The 16,712-nt window shown below is 64.6% G+C and carries 17 protein-coding genes, 1 tRNA gene and 1 pseudogene; 16 read left to right on the top strand and 3 right to left on the bottom strand.

The features are described from left to right. Positions 1 to 51 precede the first annotated feature (51 nt). Positions 52 to 128: transfer RNA gene (locus X265_RS28080), tRNA-Pro, on the top strand. Positions 129 to 378: 250 nt separating this feature from the next. Here X265_RS28080 and X265_RS28075 read toward each other — a convergent pair. Then, the gene (locus X265_RS28075) at positions 379 to 705 is read right to left on the bottom strand and encodes a hypothetical protein (RefSeq protein ID WP_128967772.1); all 327 of its coding nucleotides are present in this window, start codon (positions 703 to 705) and stop codon (positions 379 to 381) included. A 206-nt stretch (positions 706 to 911) separates the two neighbouring features. Further along, the gene (locus tag X265_RS28070; protein ID WP_128967771.1) at positions 912 to 1,136 is read right to left on the bottom strand and encodes a hypothetical protein; all 225 of its coding nucleotides are present in this window, start codon (positions 1,134 to 1,136) and stop codon (positions 912 to 914) included. 225 nt (positions 1,137 to 1,361) lie between these two features. Between X265_RS28070 and X265_RS28065 the strand changes: the two genes are divergently transcribed. From X265_RS28065 to X265_RS28045, 5 genes are all read left to right on the top strand, one after another. Continuing rightward, complete coding sequence (locus X265_RS28065) at positions 1,362 to 2,321, top strand: N-carbamoyl-D-amino-acid hydrolase (RefSeq protein WP_128967770.1); 960 nt, start codon at positions 1,362 to 1,364, stop codon at positions 2,319 to 2,321. A gap of 378 nt (positions 2,322 to 2,699) precedes the next feature. Further along, positions 2,700 to 3,254, top strand: a complete 555-nt coding sequence (locus X265_RS28060; protein WP_244659364.1) for a TetR/AcrR family transcriptional regulator — start codon at positions 2,700 to 2,702, stop codon at positions 3,252 to 3,254. Positions 3,255 to 3,308: 54 nt separating this feature from the next. Beyond that, positions 3,309 to 4,502 (top strand): MFS transporter, encoded by a 1,194-nt coding sequence (locus X265_RS28055; RefSeq protein ID WP_128967768.1) that lies wholly within the window; start codon positions 3,309 to 3,311, stop codon positions 4,500 to 4,502. Positions 4,503 to 4,642: 140 nt separating this feature from the next. After that, the gene (locus X265_RS28050; protein WP_128967767.1) at positions 4,643 to 5,062 is read left to right on the top strand and encodes a DUF4118 domain-containing protein; all 420 of its coding nucleotides are present in this window, start codon (positions 4,643 to 4,645) and stop codon (positions 5,060 to 5,062) included. Positions 5,063 to 5,194: 132 nt separating this feature from the next. Next, entirely contained in the window at positions 5,195 to 5,404 is a 210-nt protein-coding gene (locus X265_RS28045; protein WP_128967766.1) for a hypothetical protein, read from the top strand. 205 nt (positions 5,405 to 5,609) lie between these two features. Here the strand turns inward: X265_RS28045 and X265_RS28040 are convergent, their stop codons facing one another. Continuing rightward, positions 5,610 to 6,587: a LysR family transcriptional regulator gene (locus tag X265_RS28040; protein ID WP_128967765.1), complete on the bottom strand. Its 978-nt coding sequence runs from the start codon at positions 6,585 to 6,587 to the stop codon at positions 5,610 to 5,612. Between the two features lie 119 nt (positions 6,588 to 6,706). Between X265_RS28040 and X265_RS28035 the strand changes: the two genes are divergently transcribed. The 10 genes and pseudogenes from X265_RS28035 (at position 6,707) to X265_RS27990 (ending at position 16,691) form a co-directional block, all read left to right on the top strand. Then, positions 6,707 to 7,744, top strand: a complete 1,038-nt coding sequence (locus X265_RS28035) for a class 1 fructose-bisphosphatase (RefSeq protein WP_128967764.1) — start codon at positions 6,707 to 6,709, stop codon at positions 7,742 to 7,744. A 12-nt stretch (positions 7,745 to 7,756) separates the two neighbouring features. Further along, positions 7,757 to 8,632 carry a phosphoribulokinase gene (locus X265_RS28030; RefSeq protein WP_128967763.1) on the top strand — a complete coding sequence of 292 codons (876 nt, stop codon included), beginning with the start codon at positions 7,757 to 7,759 and terminating at the stop codon, positions 8,630 to 8,632. A 16-nt stretch (positions 8,633 to 8,648) separates the two neighbouring features. Further along, positions 8,649 to 10,670, top strand: a complete 2,022-nt coding sequence (gene tkt / locus X265_RS28025) for a transketolase (protein ID WP_128967762.1) — start codon at positions 8,649 to 8,651, stop codon at positions 10,668 to 10,670. A gap of 27 nt (positions 10,671 to 10,697) precedes the next feature. Beyond that, positions 10,698 to 11,783, top strand: a complete 1,086-nt coding sequence (fba, locus tag X265_RS28020; protein ID WP_128967761.1) for a class II fructose-bisphosphate aldolase — start codon at positions 10,698 to 10,700, stop codon at positions 11,781 to 11,783. Between the two features lie 33 nt (positions 11,784 to 11,816). Then, positions 11,817 to 13,277: a form I ribulose bisphosphate carboxylase large subunit gene (locus X265_RS28015; protein ID WP_128967760.1), complete on the top strand. Its 1,461-nt coding sequence runs from the start codon at positions 11,817 to 11,819 to the stop codon at positions 13,275 to 13,277. Between the two features lie 11 nt (positions 13,278 to 13,288). Then, on the top strand, positions 13,289 to 13,696 hold the full coding sequence (locus X265_RS28010) for a ribulose bisphosphate carboxylase small subunit (RefSeq protein WP_128967759.1): 408 nt from the start codon (positions 13,289 to 13,291) through the stop codon (positions 13,694 to 13,696). Between the two features lie 99 nt (positions 13,697 to 13,795). Continuing rightward, positions 13,796 to 14,728, top strand: a complete 933-nt coding sequence (cbbX, locus tag X265_RS28005) for a CbbX protein (protein ID WP_128967758.1) — start codon at positions 13,796 to 13,798, stop codon at positions 14,726 to 14,728. Further along, positions 14,725 to 15,462: a ribulose-phosphate 3-epimerase gene (gene rpe / locus X265_RS28000; protein WP_128967757.1), complete on the top strand. Its 738-nt coding sequence runs from the start codon at positions 14,725 to 14,727 to the stop codon at positions 15,460 to 15,462. The genes cbbX and rpe overlap by 4 nt, the downstream gene beginning before the upstream one ends. A gap of 156 nt (positions 15,463 to 15,618) precedes the next feature. Continuing rightward, positions 15,619 to 16,311, top strand: a pseudogene (locus X265_RS27995) (putative bifunctional diguanylate cyclase/phosphodiesterase); the annotation flags it as partial. A gap of 167 nt (positions 16,312 to 16,478) precedes the next feature. Continuing rightward, on the top strand, positions 16,479 to 16,691 hold the full coding sequence (locus X265_RS27990) for a hypothetical protein (RefSeq protein ID WP_128967756.1): 213 nt from the start codon (positions 16,479 to 16,481) through the stop codon (positions 16,689 to 16,691). The last annotated feature ends 21 nt before the right edge of the window (positions 16,692 to 16,712 follow it).

Here is a 16,712-nt window from a genome sequence, read left to right as displayed (position 1 = left end):
TCTCGGCCGCTTGCGGTGCGCCAAACCGGACGCTATAAGCCGGCCTCTTGTCGGAGTGTGGCTCAGCCCGGTAGAGCACTGCGTTCGGGACGCAGGGGTCGCAGGTTCGAATCCTGCCACTCCGACCATTCTTCCAAAAATTGGCGTTTTGCAAAGACTTGGCGGACCGGCCGCTGGCGTCTCAGGTCCCCTTTTGCAACGATTTTGCGGGCGGGTCCACGGCCGATTTGGTCCTCGCAGAGTGACCTGTTCCGCGGGCATGGCTGGCTGATCTGCGGGCAAGAAACGATCTGAGGTCTAGGGCGCATTGAACTTCAGGGCGCGCCCTGATCAATCGTCCTCTGCTTCATCGATCGTGCTGCTGCAGGAGCGGTAGCCCTACCGCCGCGCCACCAGAACGCCCAGCATGAATGCCACCATCAGCGACGGCAGCGGCGCCTCACGCACCATGCCGCGGACGATATCGGACCAGTGCTGCTCCGGGACCAATCTCGGTGACCTGACGTGAGCCGCCGGCGGAATGTCCCAGTGTGATGCGAGTTCGGCGATTTCGCTTTGCGCGAGCCGCACGCCGTCACGGACACGGAAGATCGCGGCGTCCGCGCGCTCGCGTGGGGCAAGCAGCATCACCGTCGCGATTGCGGTGCGCAACGTCATCTCGCCGTAGCCTTGCAGCCTTACCGACTCCTCGGGGTCGGACATCATGCGAGTGCTTCCTCACAATGCGAAGTGGTAGGCGATGGTGAAGGCCATCGTCGCGCACAGGACCAGCGTGGAAACCGCGCCGGCCACACCGCGCGCGAGATGGGCTCGCGTCAGATGCCTGGTCATGATTTCGCTCCATGCTCTCCAGGGAAATGGCGGGCCAGAGCGTTGGTTCCGTTGCGCCGCGCCGAATCGTCGAGGTCCGGCTATTTCCGGAGCAACTCGCGCAACGCGGCCGTCGCCTCGGCGCAGCGGATGTCGTCGATTTCCCTGGAGAGGCTGAGCGCGCTCGACTTCAGCTCGTCGATTTTCGCGCCCTCGGGGTGCTGGCCCTCGAGCTGGCTGAGCCGCTTGTTCAAATCGTCCAATCTGGACTGAAGCTGTCCGATGCTGGCGGCTCCCGTCACGTTCCAAACGCGTTGTGCACGCATCGTCGTTCCCCTGACTTGTCTCACGGCGTTGTGAGCAGGGTTCGTGGCCGCAATGGGCGTTTCTTTTGTCCGGTCTTAGATCGTGGGGAACCGTTGCAGATTGGCAACGAAAGTTCCTGGAATAGCTGTGGCCGATAGCTCATCCTCCGATACCGGCGCCGTCAGGCGCAGAACCTGCATGGGCGCGAGAGCCCGATCGACCGGGAAACGAACGAGGGACAATTCGTGGCGAGATTTGTGACTGTCGCGGCCGGCCAGTTGGGCCCGATTGCGAGGACCGAGACCCGGACCGAAGTGGTGGCGCGGCTGATGGCGTTGATGCGCCAAGCACATGCCAATGGCTGCGATCTGATCGTCTATCCCGAACTTGCGCTGACCACGTTCTTTCCACGCTGGTACTTCGAGGACCAAGCCGAGATCGACAGCTTCTTCGAACGCGAGATGCCCGGAGCGGAGACGCAAGCGCTGTTCGATCTCGCCCGCGCGTGCGGCATCGGATTTTGCCTCGGCTATGCCGAGCTCACGCTCGAAGCCGGAATTGTCCATCGCTACAACACCTCGATTCTCGTCGACAAGGGCGGCACCATCGTTGCGAAGTACCGCAAGGTTCATCTGCCCGGCCACGCCGAGCACGAGCCGTGGCGCAAGTTTCAGCATCTGGAGAAGCGCTATTTCGAGCCGGGCGGCGACTTCGGCGTGGTCGATGCGTTCGGCGGCGTGATGGGGATGGCGATCTGCAACGACCGCCGCTGGAGCGAGACCTATCGGGTGATGGGCTTGCAGGGCGTCGAGATGGTGATGATCGGCTACAACACTCCGGTGCACAATCCGCCCGCGCCGGAGCACGACGACCTCTCGCTGTTCCACAATCATCTGGTGATGCAGGCAGGGGCCTACCAGAACGGCTCCTTCGTCGTTGGCGTCGCCAAGGCCGGTGTCGAGGAAGGCGTCGACCATATCGGCGGCAGCTGCATCATCGCTCCGTCAGGCGAAATCGTCGCGCGCTGCACCACCAAGGGCGATGAGCTCGCGCTCGCGCGCTGCGATCTCGATCTCTGCAATTCCTACAAGCGGACGACTTTCAATTTCGACATTCACCGCCAGCCGCAGGCCTATGGGATGATCGTCGAGCGGAAGGGCATGGCTGTTATGGCGGACGGCACGCCGGTGACGCCGAAAGGGTAACGCGCTCTCGCGAGGGCGAGAAGGCGTATCTGCAATTTGAGTGCTGGTCGCAGGAGCGATGCCCGTCCCCTCACAGGCCGTCATTGCGAGCCCAGCGAAGCAATCCAGAATCCCTCCGCGGAAAAACTCTGGATTGCTTCGCTGCGCTCGCAATGACTGTGGACAGAGCGTGCTGCAAACGCCGCTCTCGTGCCCGGACGCCGCGCGGCGTCTCTTCGGCAGGGCGCTGCAGAGCCCGGGCCGCCGGCCCGTCGCTCCCAAGTCACAACCACGTGTCTTTATTCGGAAACGATCATTCCCTATTATGCCGCGATGCAAAAAGTGGCTCGAAAATCCGGGTCTTCCGCCCATCCTCCTGGTCGCCCCCGCGAGTTCGACATGGATGCCGCGCTGGACGGCGCCGTCAGGGTGTTCTGCGAGCGCGGCTATCATGCCACCTCGATCGGTGACCTCACCGCGGCGATGCGGCTTGCCACCGGCAGCGTCTACAAGGCGTTTCGCGACAAGCATGCCGTCTTCCTCGCCGCCTTCGAGCGTTACACCGCGATACGCGGGGAGCAGACCCGCGCGGCGGCCGCGCGCGGCGCAAACGGTCGCGAGCGGGTGCGGCACGTGCTCATGTCCTATGTCGAGCACTCCCAGGGCAGCGAGGGACGGCGCGGCTGTATCGTGGTCGGCAGCGCGGTCGAGCTGTCGGCGATCGATCCGGTGATGCGAGCCCGCGTCACGGCCCAGCTCAAGAGCAACGAGACCTTCATCGCGGGCCTCATCCGCGAAGGGCAGGCCGATGGCTCGATTCCCGGCCATGTCGACGCCGACGGTACGGCGCGGCTGATGATCTGCATGACGCAGGGGCTGCGCGTGGTCGGCAAGGCGCGTCTGTCGCTCGAGGGCGAGCGCCTGATCGGCGTCGCGATGAAGCTGCTCGCGTGAGCTTTGGTCGGATTAGGGAATGATCGTTTCCTATCCAGTGTCGGAGAGTTGTAGATGACGATGAATGCCACGATCGAGACCGCACCGCAGGCGGGTGCGGTGTCGCAACGACTGACTTTCGTGCTTGCCGCGGCCTGTGGCATGGTCGCCGCCAATATCTATTATGCCCAGCCGCTGATCGCTCCGATCAGCGGCGCGCTCGGCCGGTCCCATGCGGCCGCGGGCCTGATCGTGACCATGACGCAGATCGGCTACGGCACCGGGCTGCTGTTCATCGTGCCGCTCGGCGATCTCGTCGAGAACCGCGCGCTGATCTGCACCGTGATCACGCTTGGCGCGGCAGCGCTGCTCGCGGCCGCGCTCGCGACCCATGCGCTGCCGTTCCTGATCGCGGCCCTGTTCATCGGTCTCGGCTCGGTCGCGGTGCAGATCATCATTCCCTATGCCGCCCACCTCGCGCCGGAAGCCATTCGCGGCCGTGTCGTCGGCAACGTCTCGACCGGCTTGATGCTCGGCATCATGCTGGCGCGGCCGGTGTCGAGCTTCGTCACCGCGGCGCTGTCCTGGCATGCGGTGTTCTTCTGCTCGGCGGCGTTGATGATCGCGCTCACGGTCGTGCTGCGCATCACGCTGCCGAAGCGCAAGCCTGTGGCGCGCATGCATTACGGCGCGCTGCTGCTGTCGATGCCGCATCTGGTGCGGACCACGCCGCTGCTCAGGCGGCGCGCGCTGTACCAGGCCGGCCTGTTCGGCGCCTTCACCCTGTTCTGGACCGTGGTGCCGCTCCAGCTCGCAGGCCAATTCGGCTTCACCCAGCGCGGCATCGCCCTGTTCGCGCTCGCCGGCGTGTCCGGCGTGTTCGCAGCGCCGATCGCGGGCAGGCTTGCCGATCGCGGCCATAGCCGCATCGCCACGCTCGCCGCGATGCTGTCCGTTGCGCTGGGCTTCCTGGTGACGCATGTCGGCGCGGCCGGCTCAATGCTCAATCTGGCCGCTCTCGTTGTGGCCGCGATCGCCATCGATTTCGGCGTGCAGGGCAATGTGGTGCTCGGCTTTCGCGCCATCTTCGTGCTCGGACACGAACATCGCAGCCGCCTCAACGGGCTCTATATGGCAACGTTCTTTGCGGCCGGAGCAGCGGGGTCCGCGCTCGGCGCCTGGGCGTTCGCGCAAGGCGGCTGGACGCTGGCCTCGGCCATTGGCCTTGCATTGCCCGTCGCCGGCCTGCTCTACGCGGTCACGGAATAGAGGTACGATTGTGTGCCGTGGCCCCGTTTGCCAGCCTCGCATCGGGCCGCGGTGAAGATGCGATTTCCGCCTCGCGGATTCCCTGCTGCTGTAGTACTTTGGTCGCAAGCGGCCTGGTTAACGGCGGCAGGGGAGGCCCTATGAGGCGTGCGGGACTGGTTGGCGTACCGCGGTTGCGGCCATGGTCGTGGCAGGCGTTTCTGTTCGGATTTGTCGTCGTCGCAGCGTCGGCTGTGCTCCAAGGCGTCTGCGTCGCGCTCGGTGCAAAGCTCTATTTTGCGGCGTTCCTGCCCAGCCTGTTCGTGCTCGGCATTGTCGCGGGCGTGCCGGCGGCCGTGTTTGCCGCGCTGCTCACCATTCCCCTTGTGTGGTGGGCGTTCATCCCGCCCTTCTTCGAGTTCACGGCGCTGTCGAGTGCGAACGCGGATTCCGTCAACCTGTTCTGCCTGCTGGCCGTGCTGGTGATTGGCCTTGCCGATCTCTGCCGTGCGAGCATGACCATCAACCGCCGTGGCGGATTAAAGTCGTCGGGCGAGAGCGCGGCAACGAATTCGCAATAAAGTGCCGCCGAGAGCGCTCGTTGCGCAGCGGCAACAGTCCGGCAACCATCCGCGCGCTTGGGTCACGCCGCTAACTTTTCAAAAAAGATTTGGCCGCAATTTCTCCCGCGGGAATACGAGGGAGTTTTCGACATGACCGGCCAGATCAACGGACACGCCATCTTCGAGAACGTGCGCCGCTATCGCGGCATCGCATCGCTCTATCGCCAGACCGCGGCGTTTCGTCCAGGCCAGCGCGGCTCGCTGCTGGAGCAGGCCAACGAGTGGGAAGCTCGCGCGCTGTCGGAACTGGAAGCCTATTTCGCGGCCCGCGCGGATCACGCCGCCGTGCTCGCCGCCTGAGCGTAGTCGAGAGCGGGCCCGGGGCGACTACGGAGTTGCCCTGTTGCCCGCCTGTGCTAGCAATTCGTCCAAATCCGTTTACGGCGGCCGGGGGCGCGCGATGACCACATTCAACCGTATTTTCACGACAGAGCGTCTGCTCCAGATCATCCTTATCCTGGCGGCCACCGTCGCGATGAAGCTGATGGCCTGAGCGCTGGCGACGCTATCGCTTGCCGAAATCGGGGACTTCGGGCAGATAGTTCGCGCCCTCTGAGCCCAGAAAATCGAACATCGCCTGCGCCGGCGGCAGCAGCACCTTGTCGCTGCGGCGGATCACATACCATTGCCGGACGATCGGCAGGCCCGCGACGTCGAGCACGATGAGGCGGCCTTCGGCGAGCTCGTGCGCCACGGTGTGGGCCGAGATGAAGGCGATGCCGAGCCCGGCGATCACCGCCTGCTTGATGGTCTCGTTGCTGCTCATCTCCATGCCGATGATCGGCTCGAGATCGGACTTCTGGAACATGCCCTCCATCAGGGTGCGCGTGCCCGATCCCGGCTCGCGGGTGAGGAAGGTCTCGTGCACGAGATCGGTCAGGCTGAGGCCTGAATCCTTCTCCAGCCAGTGCCCCTTGCGCGCGACGATGATGTGCGGATTGCGCCCGAGCTGGCGGACGTCGACGCTGACGTCGGCCGGCGGCCGACCCATCACGGCAAAATCGAGCTCGTAGCCGTGCATGGCCTCGCGGATCTCCTCGCGGTTGCCGATGGTGAGCTTGATCTCGATTTTCGGTGAGCGCTTTGAGAAGGCCGCGATGGCATGCGGCACGAAGTATTTCGCGGTCGAGACCGCGCCGAGGTGCACCGTGCCGCCGGTCCTGCCCGCAAGCAGATCGAGGGCGCCCTGGCAGTCGGTGATGGCGGCTTCGACGCGTTCGGCGAGCGCCAGAACTTCCCGACCTGCCTCCGTCAGCAGCATGCCATCGCCGGTCCGCTGCACCAGCGGCAAACCTGCAAGGTCCTGAAGCTGCCGCAGCTGCTGCGTCACCGCCGGCTGGGTCAGCCCGAGCTGGGTCGACGCAGCGGTGACGCTGCCCTTGGCCGAGAGCGCCGCAAGCGAGCGCAATTGCCGGATCGTCAGATGCCGGAGCTGGGCGGCTGCATGGCCGGAGCCATTATAAGAAAATTCTTTGGCGCTCATTATGAATAGAAATTTTCCTTATTAAGCCGCCCCTGTCAATCTCCTCGTGCCGAGACTGACCGCACCGACCTCCAGCGGGGAGGACATGGATGCGGCGCCGGCAAAGGGGATGGACGCAGATGACCGGGCAACTCAGGCTGGACGACCACCTTCAACGGTATTCCGAGACGGCGCCGCATGCGCTGGCCGTGGCGGCGGCAGTTGATGCCATCGCCGCGGCGGCAATCGAGATCGCCGACCTCATCGCCAGCGGAGACCTCGCTGACGCTTCCGGCCTGACCACCGGCTGCAACAGCGACGGCGACGTCCAGCGCGACCTCGATGTCCAGGCCGATGCGATCCTGCGCCGCTGCCTCGGCAGGCAGCCGATCGCGGCGCTCGCATCAGAGGAAATGCGCGAGCCCCAGATCTGCGATCGCCAGGCGAAGATCTGCATTGCGATCGATCCGCTGGATGGCTCCTCCAACATCGACATCAACATGACCGTCGGCACGATCTTCTCGATCCTGCCCGCGCCTGATGATCTCGCGCTCGCCTTCCATCAGCGCGGGTCGGCGCAGCTCGCGGCAGGGTTCGTCACCTACGGTCCGCAGACCTCGCTGGTGCTGACGCTTGGCGAGGGCGTCGACATCTTCACGCTCGATCGCAAATCCGGCTGTTTCCGCCTCGCGCGCAGCGGCGTGCAGATATCCGAAGCTTGCGAGGAGTTCGCGATCAACGCGTCGAACCGCCGGCACTGGGACCCGCCCGTGCGCGCCTTCATCGACGAATGCCTCGCCGGCGTCGACGGGCCTGCGAACCACAATTTCAACATGCGCTGGATCGGCTCGCTCGTCGCGGAGGCCTATCGCATCCTCACCCGCGGCGGCGTGTTCCTCTATCCCTCCGATGCGCGGCCCGGCTACGGCGACGGGCGTCTGCGCCTGGTCTACGAGGCGCACCCGATGGCGATGATCATCGAGCAGGCCGGCGGCTCCGCCACGACCGGCCGCGAACGCATCCTCGACCTCTCGGCGCAGAGCCTGCACCAGCGCGTGCCGCTGATCATGGGCTCGAGCAACGAGGTGCGGCGCGCCGCCGAGCTGCACTGCGATCCGCTGCTGGTCGCCAGCGTCTCCGCGCCGCTGTTTGCGCGCCGCGGCTTCTTCCGGCTGTGAGGGAGGTGACCGATGTCCAGGAAGCATCCGATCATCTCCATCACCGGCTCCTCCGGCGCCGGCACGACCTCGGTGAAGAAGACCTTCGAGCAGATCTTCTTTCGCGAGAAGGTCAATGCCGTCTACATCGAGGGCGACGCCTTCCATCGCTATGACCGCGCCGAGATGCGCGCGCAGATGGCTAACGAGGCCGAGCGCGGCAACAAGCACTTCAGCCATTTCAGCCCCGAGACCAATCTGTTCGAGGAGCTGGAGCGGGCCTTCCGCGACTACGGCGAGACCGGCACGGCGACGACGCGGCACTATGTGCACGACGCCGAGGAGTCCGCGCTGCATGGCGCCGCGCCCGGCACCTTCACCGAATGGAAGCAGCTGCCGGAAAACTCGGACCTGTTGTTCTACGAAGGCCTTCACGGCGCCGTCGTCACCGATAGAGTGAATGTCGCGCGCTATGCCGATCTCAAGATCGGCGTCGTGCCCGTCATCAATCTCGAATGGATCCAGAAGCTGCACCGCGACCGCAGCGCGCGCGGTTATTCGACCGAGGCGGTCACCGACACGATCCTGCGGCGGATGCCTGATTACATCCACTACATCTGTCCGCAATTCACCGAGACCGACATCAACTTCCAGCGCGTGCCGACGGTGGATACCTCAAATCCGTTCGTCGCACGCTGGATCCCGACGCCGGACGAATCGATGGTGGTGATCCGCTTCAAGAATCCGCGCGGCATCGACTTTCCGTATCTGCTGTCGATGCTGCCGCAAAGCTGGATGTCCCGCGCGAACTCGATCGTGTGCCCCGGCGCGAAGCTCGACCTGGCGATGCAACTGATCCTGACGCCGCTGATCATGCAGTTGATCGAGCGCAAGCGCAGCTTGAAGTGAGCAAGGAGAGAACCCGATGAACATCTCCGTCCACGCCGAAGCCGACCTCACCGCGGTCTCGCATAACGATCTCGCCAACGCCGTCCGCTTCCTCGCGGTCGACGCCATCGAGATGTCGCAGTCCGGCCATCCAGGTCTGCCCATGGGTATGGCCGACGTTGCGACCGTGCTGTTCTCGCGCTTCCTGAAATTCGACTCGGCGCACCCCAACTGGCCGGACCGCGACCGCTTCGTGCTGTCAGCGGGGCATGGCTCGATGCTGCTCTATGCGCTGCTGCATCTGACCGGCGGTGACGTCAGCCTCGACGACATCAAGGCATTCAGGCAATGGGGCTCGAAGACGCCGGGCCATCCCGAGTACGGCCATACGCCGGGCGTCGAGACCACGACGGGACCGCTGGGGCAGGGGATCGCGACGGCCGTCGGCATGGCGCTTGCCGAGCGCATGGCCAATGCGCGGCATGGCGACGGTCTCGTCGATCACTTCACCTATGTGATTTCAGGCGACGGCTGCCTGATGGAAGGGATCAGCCAGGAGGCGATCTCGCTCGCCGGCCACCTCGGGCTCGGCCGCCTCATCGTGCTGTTCGACGACAACGGCATCTCCATCGACGGGCCGACCTCGCTTGCGACGTCCGACGACCAGCTTGCGCGGTTCGCCGCGTCCGGTTGGTCGGTGCGCCGCGTCGACGGACATGATTCCGAAGCTGTCGCGCAAGCGATCGCAGAAGAGCGCGAAACCGCAAAACCGTCGCTGATCGCCTGCCGCACCATCATCGGCTATGGCGCGCCGGACCGGCAAGGCACCGAGAAGGCGCATGGTGCGCCGCTCGGCGCGGAGCAGGCCGCGGCGGCGCGGCGGGCGCTGGGCTGGGACTATCAGCCCTTCGTCGTGCCTGTCACCGTCGCAAAGGCGTGGCGGATGATCGGCCAGCGCGGACAGGTCGCGCGTCTCGCTTGGCTTGATCGTTACGAAAACGCCTCGCCCGAGCAGCGCGAGCTGTTCATCGAGGGCAAGTCGGTTGCCCTGCCGAACGCCTATGCCCAGGCCTCGGCGAAATTGCGCGAGCGCTTTGCCAGCGAGCGTCCGAAGCTTGCGACACGGCAGGCCTCGCAACAGGTGCTCGACGCCATTGCAGGAACGATTCCCGGATTTGTCGGCGGCTCCGCGGACCTGACCCATTCGAACCTGACACACGCCAAGGCGCAGGCGCCCGTCCGGCGTCATGCGTTCGCCGGCGATTACATCCACTACGGCATCCGCGAGCACGGCATGGCCGCCGCGATGAACGGCCTCGCGCTGCACGGCGGCTTCATTCCCTATGGCGGCACCTTCCTCGCCTTCTCCGACTACAGCCGGCCGGCGATCCGCCTTGCGGCCCTGATGCGGCTGCGCGTCATCCACGTGATGACGCACGACTCCATCGGTCTCGGAGAGGACGGTCCGACGCATCAGCCGGTCGAGCACCTTGCGGCGCTCCGTGTCATTCCGAACCTGCTGGTGTTCCGCCCCGCCGATGCGGTCGAGACGCTGGAAGCCTGGGACTGCGCGCTCGAAGCAAAGGACCGGCCCTCCGTGCTGTGCCTGTCGCGTCAGGCACTGCCGACCTTCCGCAGCGATGTGCGTGGCAAGAACCGGGTCGCGCGCGGCGCCTACCTCATCGTATCTCCGGACGGCGGCCGCGATGTGACCTTGATGGCAACCGGCTCGGAAGTCTCGATCGCGCTGGAAGCGGCCCGCCTGCTCGCGACCGAGCACGTTCGTGCAGCGGTGGTCTCCGCGCCTTGCTTCGCGCTGTTCGAGGAGCAGCCGGAGGATTATCGCGCCGCGGTTCTCGGGAGCGCTCCCCGCGTCGGCATCGAGGCCGCCATCGCCGGCGACTGGCATCGCTGGATCGGCGCGGACGGCGAATTCGTCGGCATGCGCGGCTTCGGCGCCTCGGCGCCGGCTCCGGTGCTCTACCGCGAATTCGGCATCACGCCGCAAAGCATTGCCGAAGCCGCCCGCCGGGCCATCGCCCGCGTTCGCAAGCAATAACAGCAAGCAATAACAGGAGGACTCGTCGTGGCCCGTATCACCCTTCGCCAGCTGCTCGACCACGCCGCCAGTCATGGCTACGCGGTGCCGGCGTTCAACATCAACAACATGGAGCAGGGCATCGCGATCATGCAGGCAGCGGCCGAAGTCGATGCTCCCGTCATCATCCAGGCCTCGCGCGGCGCGCGCAGTTATGCCGGCGATCTCATGCTCTCGCACATGATCGATGCGCTGGAGCGGACCTATCCGGACATTCCGATCTGCATGCACCAGGACCACGGCAATGACGAGGCGACCTGCGCCTCCGCCATCGCCCATGGCTTCACCTCGGTCATGATGGACGGCTCGCTCAAGGCCGATGCCAAGACCGCCGCCGATTACGATTACAACGTCGCGATCACGCGCCGCGTGGTCGATCTCGCCCATTGGGTCGGCGCCTCCGTCGAGGGCGAACTCGGCGTGCTCGGCTCGCTCGAGCATGGCGGCGGCGAGCAGGAGGACGGGCACGGCGTCGAGGGCAAGGTCAGCCACGACCAGCTCTTGACCGATCCCGATCAGGCCGTCGACTTCGTCCGGGCCACCAAGGTCGACGCGCTCGCGATCGCGATGGGGACTTCGCACGGCGCCTACAAGTTCAGCCGCAAGCCCGATGGCGACATCCTGGCGATGCGGGTGGTCGAGGAGATTCATCGCCGGCTGCCGAATACGCATCTGGTGATGCACGGCTCCTCTTCGGTGCCGCAGTCGCTCCAGGACATGTTCAATCAGTTCGGCGGCGAGATGCCGCAGACCTGGGGCGTGCCGCTGGAAGAAATCGTCCGCGGCATCAAGAGCGGGGTCCGCAAGGTCAACATCGACACCGACTGCCGCCTGGCCATGACCGCTGTGTTCCGGAAGGTGGCCGCGCAAAGCCGGAACGAGTTCGATCCGCGCAAATTCCTCAAGCCCGCGATGGATGCGATGCGCGAGCTGTGCCGTGACCGTTTCGAGCAGTTCGGCACCGCGGGGCACGCCAGCAAGATCAAGGTCGTCCCGTTGAGCGAGATGGCGCGGCGCTACCGTACCGGCGAGCTCGACCCGCGCACCGGCGCTCGCGAACCGGTCGCGGCCTAGTCATTCAGAGAGAGAAGAGCAGGAGAGAGAGCCATGAACGCACATGCTGGAACGGTCCGCGGCAAGGAGCGCTATCGCTCGGGCGTGATGGAATACAAGCGCATGGGCTATTGGGAGCCCGACTACACGCCGAAGGACACCGACGTCATCGCCCTGTTCCGTGTGACGCCGCAGGAAGGTGTCGATCCCATCGAGGCGTCGGCGGCCGTGGCTGGCGAATCTTCGACCGCGACCTGGACGGTGGTGTGGACCGATCGTCTGACGGCGGCAGAGAAATATCGCGCGAAATGCTATCGCGTCGATCCGGTACCGGGCTCGCCCGGCTCCTATTTCGCCTACATCGCCTACGACCTCGATCTGTTCGAGCCTGGCTCGGTCGCGAACCTGTCGGCGTCGATCATCGGCAACGTGTTCGGCTTCAAGCCGCTCAAGGCATTGCGGCTGGAGGACATGCGCTTCCCGGTCGCCTACGTGAAGACGTTCCAGGGGCCGGCAACTGGTATCGTGGTCGAGCGCGAGCGGCTCGACAAGTTCGGGCGGCCGCTGCTCGGCGCCACCGTAAAGCCGAAGCTTGGCCTCTCGGGACGCAACTACGGCCGCGTGGTCTATGAGGCGCTGAAGGGTGGGCTCGATTTCACCAAGGACGACGAGAACATCAACTCCCAACCCTTCATGCACTGGCGTGACCGCTTCCTCTATTGCATGGAGGCGGTGAATCGGGCGCAGGCGGCCTCCGGCGAGGTGAAGGGCACCTACCTGAACGTGACCGCGGGCACGATGGAGGACATGTACGAGCGCGCCGAATTTGCGAAAGAGCTCGGCTCCTGCATCGTCATGATCGATCTCGTGATCGGCTACACCGCGATCCAGTCGATGGCCAAATGGGCGCGGCGCAACGACATGATCCTGCATCTGCACCGCGCCGGGCACTCGACCTATACGCGGCAGAAGAGCCACGGCGTGTCGTTCCGCGTCATAGCCAAATGGATGCGGCTCGCGGGTGTCGACCACATCCATGCCGGCACGGTGGTCGGCAAGCTCGAAGGCGACCCTAACACCACGCGCGGCTATTACGATGTCTGCCGCGAGGACTTCAATCCGACCAAGCTCGAACACGGCCTGTTCTTCGACCAGCACTGGGCGAGCCTCAACAAGATGATGCCGGTGGCGTCCGGCGGCATCCATGCCGGTCAGATGCACCAGCTGATCGATCTCCTCGGCGAGGACGTCGTGCTGCAATTCGGTGGCGGCACCATCGGACATCCCATGGGGATCGCGGCGGGCGCGATCGCCAACCGCGTGGCGCTGGAAGCGATGATCCTCGCTCGCAACGAGGGCCGCGACTACGTCCACGAAGGCCCGGAGATTTTGGCCAAGGCCGCACAGACCTGCACACCGCTGAAAGCCGCGCTCGAGGTCTGGAAGGACGTCACCTTCAACTACCAGTCCACCGACACGCCGGACTTCGTGCCGACGGCGCTGGAAACCGTCTGAGGAGATTCAACATGAAACTGACCCAGGGCTGCTTCTCGTTCCTGCCTGACCTGACCGACGACCAGATCACCAAGCAGGTGCAGTATTGCCTCGCCAATGGCTGGGCGGTGAACATCGAATTCACCGATGATCCGCATCCCCGCAACACCTATTGGGAGATGTGGGGCTTGCCGATGTTCGATCTGCAGGACGCCGCAGGCGTGATGATGGAGCTCGGCGAGTGCCGCAGGGTTTATGGCGATCGATACATCCGCATCAGCGGCTTCGATGCCAGCCATGGCTGGGAATCGGTGCGGATCTCCTTCCTGGTCAATCGACCGAAGCAGGAGGCCGAGTTCGAACTGGTGCGGCAGGAGGTCGGCGGTCGCGCGATCCGGTACAGCACCGTACGCAAGGTGGCCACTCACGCCTCGCAATAGCCATTCCTTTCCGCACGGAGCGCTCCCTGCTCCGTTTCCTTGGCGGACCACTGCTTCGCCGCTCCCCCCGCGGCGAAGCTCTTTTCTTCGAGGCTAGCCATGCTCGACGTTCCCCACGCGACCACCGCTGAAAGCAACGAGACCAGCTTCGATCTCCGCAAGGAGGCCGAGGCCGCCGGGATTACCGACACGCTGCAACAGCTAGAGCGGGAATTGATCGGGCTCAAGCCGGTCAAGAACCGCGTGCGCCAGATCGCCTCGCTGCTCCTGATTGAACGCATCCGGCAGCGGGCCGGCCTGGCATCCGCGCCGCCGACGCTGCACATGTCGTTCACCGGCAATCCCGGCACCGGCAAGACCACCGTGGCATTGCGAATGGCCAAGATTCTGCACGGCCTCGGTTTCGTGCGGCGCGGGCAGGTGATCTCGGTGACGCGCGACGATCTCGTCGGGCAATATATCGGCCATACCGCGCCGAAGACGAAGGAGATTCTGAAGAAAGCGATGGGCGGCGTGCTGTTCATCGACGAGGCCTATTACCTGCACCGTCCCGACAACGAGCGCGACTACGGCCAGGAGGCGATCGAGATCCTGCTCCAGGTGATGGAGAACCAGCGTGAGGACCTCGTCGTGATCCTCGCCGGCTACGGCGAGCGGATGACCAGCTTCTTCGCTTCCAACCCCGGATTCCGCTCGCGCATCGCCCATCACATCGAATTCCCTGACTATGCTGAAGCCGAGCTGCTGGTGATTGCCGAGTTGATGCTGAAGGAGCGCGGCTACCGCTTCTCGGCCGCGGCACGCGATGCGTTCGAGCGATACATCGCGCTGCGCCGGACACAGCCGTTCTTCTCGAATGCGCGCTCGATCCGCAATGCTGTCGATCGCATCCGCCTGCGGCAGGCCGATCGACTGGTGTCCGATCTCGACCGCATGCTCGACGTCGCTGACCTCGAGACGATCGATCCCGCCGACGTCCTGGCGAGCCGCGTCTTCAGCGGCGGTGCTGACGCGCGGAGCGTCAAGTCATGACCAACGAGATCATCATTGCTCCCTCGATCCTCGCTGCGGATTTCGCACGTCTCGGCGAGGAGGTCACGGCAATCGATGCGGCCGGCGCCGACTGGATTCATTGCGATGTGATGGACGGGCATTTCGTGCCGAACATCAGCTTCGGGGCCGATGTCATCAAGGCGCTTCGTCCGCTGACGAAGAAGGTCTTCGACGTGCATCTGATGATCGCGCCTGTCGATCCCTACCTCGAAGCGTTTGAGAAGGCCGGGGCCGATGTCGTTACAATACATGCCGAAGCCGGCCCGCATCTCGATCGTTCGCTGCAGGCGATCCGCGCGCTGGGCATGAAGGCCGGCGTCAGCCTGTGCCCGGCAACGCCCGAGAGCGCGATCGAATATGTGCTCGACCGCCTCGACCTCGTGCTGGTGATGACGGTCAATCCGGGCTTTGGCGGCCAGTCATTTCTCGAATCGCAGCTCGAGAAGATCGCTCGGATCCGAACCATGATCGGCGAGCGGCCGATCCGCCTCGAGGTGGATGGGGGCGTCACGCGCGACAACGCTGCCGCGGCTGCGGCTGCCGGCGCCGACGCGCTGGTGGCAGGGTCCGCCGTGTTTCGCGGCAAGAGCAGCGCCGATTATGCCGGCAACATCGCGGCCATTCGCCTTGCTGCGGAGGCAGGCAGGGTTTCGAAATTGCAGGATAGTTCCGCGCAGCCGATGCGTGCCAAAGAACATGCGCTCATCCGGTAGATTACGGAAGAGATGCGTGGCGATGATGGTGCGGTTCGACTTGTATCAAGGCGCGCCACTTTGCTCCGGCTTTTCACGGAGAATGCCGCGCAAACGGGTCGGCTTTTCCAGGCCGGAATAACCAACGTACCCGAGACGGGGATTAACGCCCTCGCAATGGAGGGAGACATCACCGGCTTCGAGGCCCTGGTGCGCTGGAACCACCCGCTGCGGGGCTTTGTGCCGCCCGACCAGTTCATCCCGCTTGCCGAGGAGAACGGGCTGATCGTCGAGATCGGCGAGTGGGTGCTGCGTGAGGCTTGCCGCGAGGCGGCGTCCTGGCCGCGGCCCTTGCAGGTCGCGGTCAATCTGTCGCCGGTCCAGTTCCAGACCGGCGACCTCGAACGCTCCGTCCACGAGATCCTGCTGGAGACCGGGCTTGCACCAGCGCGGCTCGAAGTCGAAATCACCGAGGGCGTGTTGATCGGCGATTTCACCCGCGCGCTCAATCTGCTGCGGCGGCTGAAGGCGCTTGGCATCCGCATCGCGATGGACGATTTTGGCACCGGGTACTCATCGCTGTCCTATCTCCAGTCGTTCCCGTTTGATAAGATTAAGATCGACCGCAGCTTCATCCTGAACCTCGGGGCAATGCCGCAATCGACCGAGATCGTCCGCGCGGTCCTGGGCCTTGCACATGCCCTGCAGATTCCCGTGGTTGCGGAAGGGGTGGAGACAGAGGCGCAGCGCGCCTTCCTGGAAGGCGAGGCTTGCGAGGAGATGCAGGGCTATCTGATTGGTGGGCCAGAACCGATTGAGCATTATTCCAGTTTGATTGGCATCAACGTCGAACGCCGTCGCTACGCCTAGAAATTCATTATTCCACGGCCGACTGCCAACAGGAACTATTCCGCGTCTGCCTATTTTTCAAAGTTAACCTGAGTTAAGCCGGGCGTGGGCGCAAAAATGTTTTGCACAACCGCCATCGGCCTGACGCAAATCAGGGCAATAAGCCCGGTGAATGCGAGGGAGGTCTCATGGAGAACGTACGTCGCTACCGCGCGCTGGCGTCCCTCTGTCGTCAGCAGGCGGCCTATCGGCCGCTGCAGAACTGGCAGCTCCTCGGCCAAGCGGAGCATTTCGAGCATCTCGCCGAGCTGGCGCTGAAAGCCCATTTCGACGCGTGCAATGCACAACCCGAAGAGGACGCGGCCGCAGCCACGGTTTGGGAAACTCCCGCTGCGGCGTGAGATGTGCCCTTTGACCCTTCG

The sequence above is a fragment of the Bradyrhizobium guangdongense genome (genome assembly GCF_004114975.1).
Classification (GTDB): Bacteria; Pseudomonadota; Alphaproteobacteria; order Rhizobiales; family Xanthobacteraceae; genus Bradyrhizobium; species Bradyrhizobium guangdongense.
The sequence above is the reverse complement of the archived record's forward strand: the minus strand, read 5'-3'. Positions and strand labels throughout refer to the sequence as shown.

Excerpts from the sequence above, each read along its gene's own strand:
- X265_RS28075 (WP_128967772.1), bottom strand. The coding sequence starts at position 705 with ATGATGTCCGACCCCGAGGAGTCGGTAAGGCTGCAAGGCTACGGCGAG.
- X265_RS28070 (WP_128967771.1), bottom strand. The coding sequence starts at position 1,136 with ATGCGTGCACAACGCGTTTGGAACGTGACGGGAGCCGCCAGCATCGGA.
- X265_RS28060 (WP_244659364.1), top strand. The coding sequence starts at position 2,700 with ATGGATGCCGCGCTGGACGGCGCCGTCAGGGTGTTCTGCGAGCGCGGC.
- X265_RS28055 (WP_128967768.1), top strand. The coding sequence starts at position 3,309 with ATGACGATGAATGCCACGATCGAGACCGCACCGCAGGCGGGTGCGGTG.
- X265_RS28050 (WP_128967767.1), top strand. The coding sequence starts at position 4,643 with ATGAGGCGTGCGGGACTGGTTGGCGTACCGCGGTTGCGGCCATGGTCG.
- X265_RS28045 (WP_128967766.1), top strand. The coding sequence starts at position 5,195 with ATGACCGGCCAGATCAACGGACACGCCATCTTCGAGAACGTGCGCCGC.
- X265_RS28040 (WP_128967765.1), bottom strand. The coding sequence starts at position 6,587 with ATGAGCGCCAAAGAATTTTCTTATAATGGCTCCGGCCATGCAGCCGCC.
- X265_RS28035 (WP_128967764.1), top strand. The coding sequence starts at position 6,707 with ATGACCGGGCAACTCAGGCTGGACGACCACCTTCAACGGTATTCCGAG.
- X265_RS28030 (WP_128967763.1), top strand. The coding sequence starts at position 7,757 with ATGTCCAGGAAGCATCCGATCATCTCCATCACCGGCTCCTCCGGCGCC.
- tkt (WP_128967762.1), top strand. The coding sequence starts at position 8,649 with ATGAACATCTCCGTCCACGCCGAAGCCGACCTCACCGCGGTCTCGCAT.
- X265_RS28015 (WP_128967760.1), top strand. The coding sequence starts at position 11,817 with ATGAACGCACATGCTGGAACGGTCCGCGGCAAGGAGCGCTATCGCTCG.
- X265_RS28010 (WP_128967759.1), top strand. The coding sequence starts at position 13,289 with ATGAAACTGACCCAGGGCTGCTTCTCGTTCCTGCCTGACCTGACCGAC.
- cbbX (WP_128967758.1), top strand. The coding sequence starts at position 13,796 with ATGCTCGACGTTCCCCACGCGACCACCGCTGAAAGCAACGAGACCAGC.
- rpe (WP_128967757.1), top strand. The coding sequence starts at position 14,725 with ATGACCAACGAGATCATCATTGCTCCCTCGATCCTCGCTGCGGATTTC.
- X265_RS27990 (WP_128967756.1), top strand. The coding sequence starts at position 16,479 with ATGGAGAACGTACGTCGCTACCGCGCGCTGGCGTCCCTCTGTCGTCAG.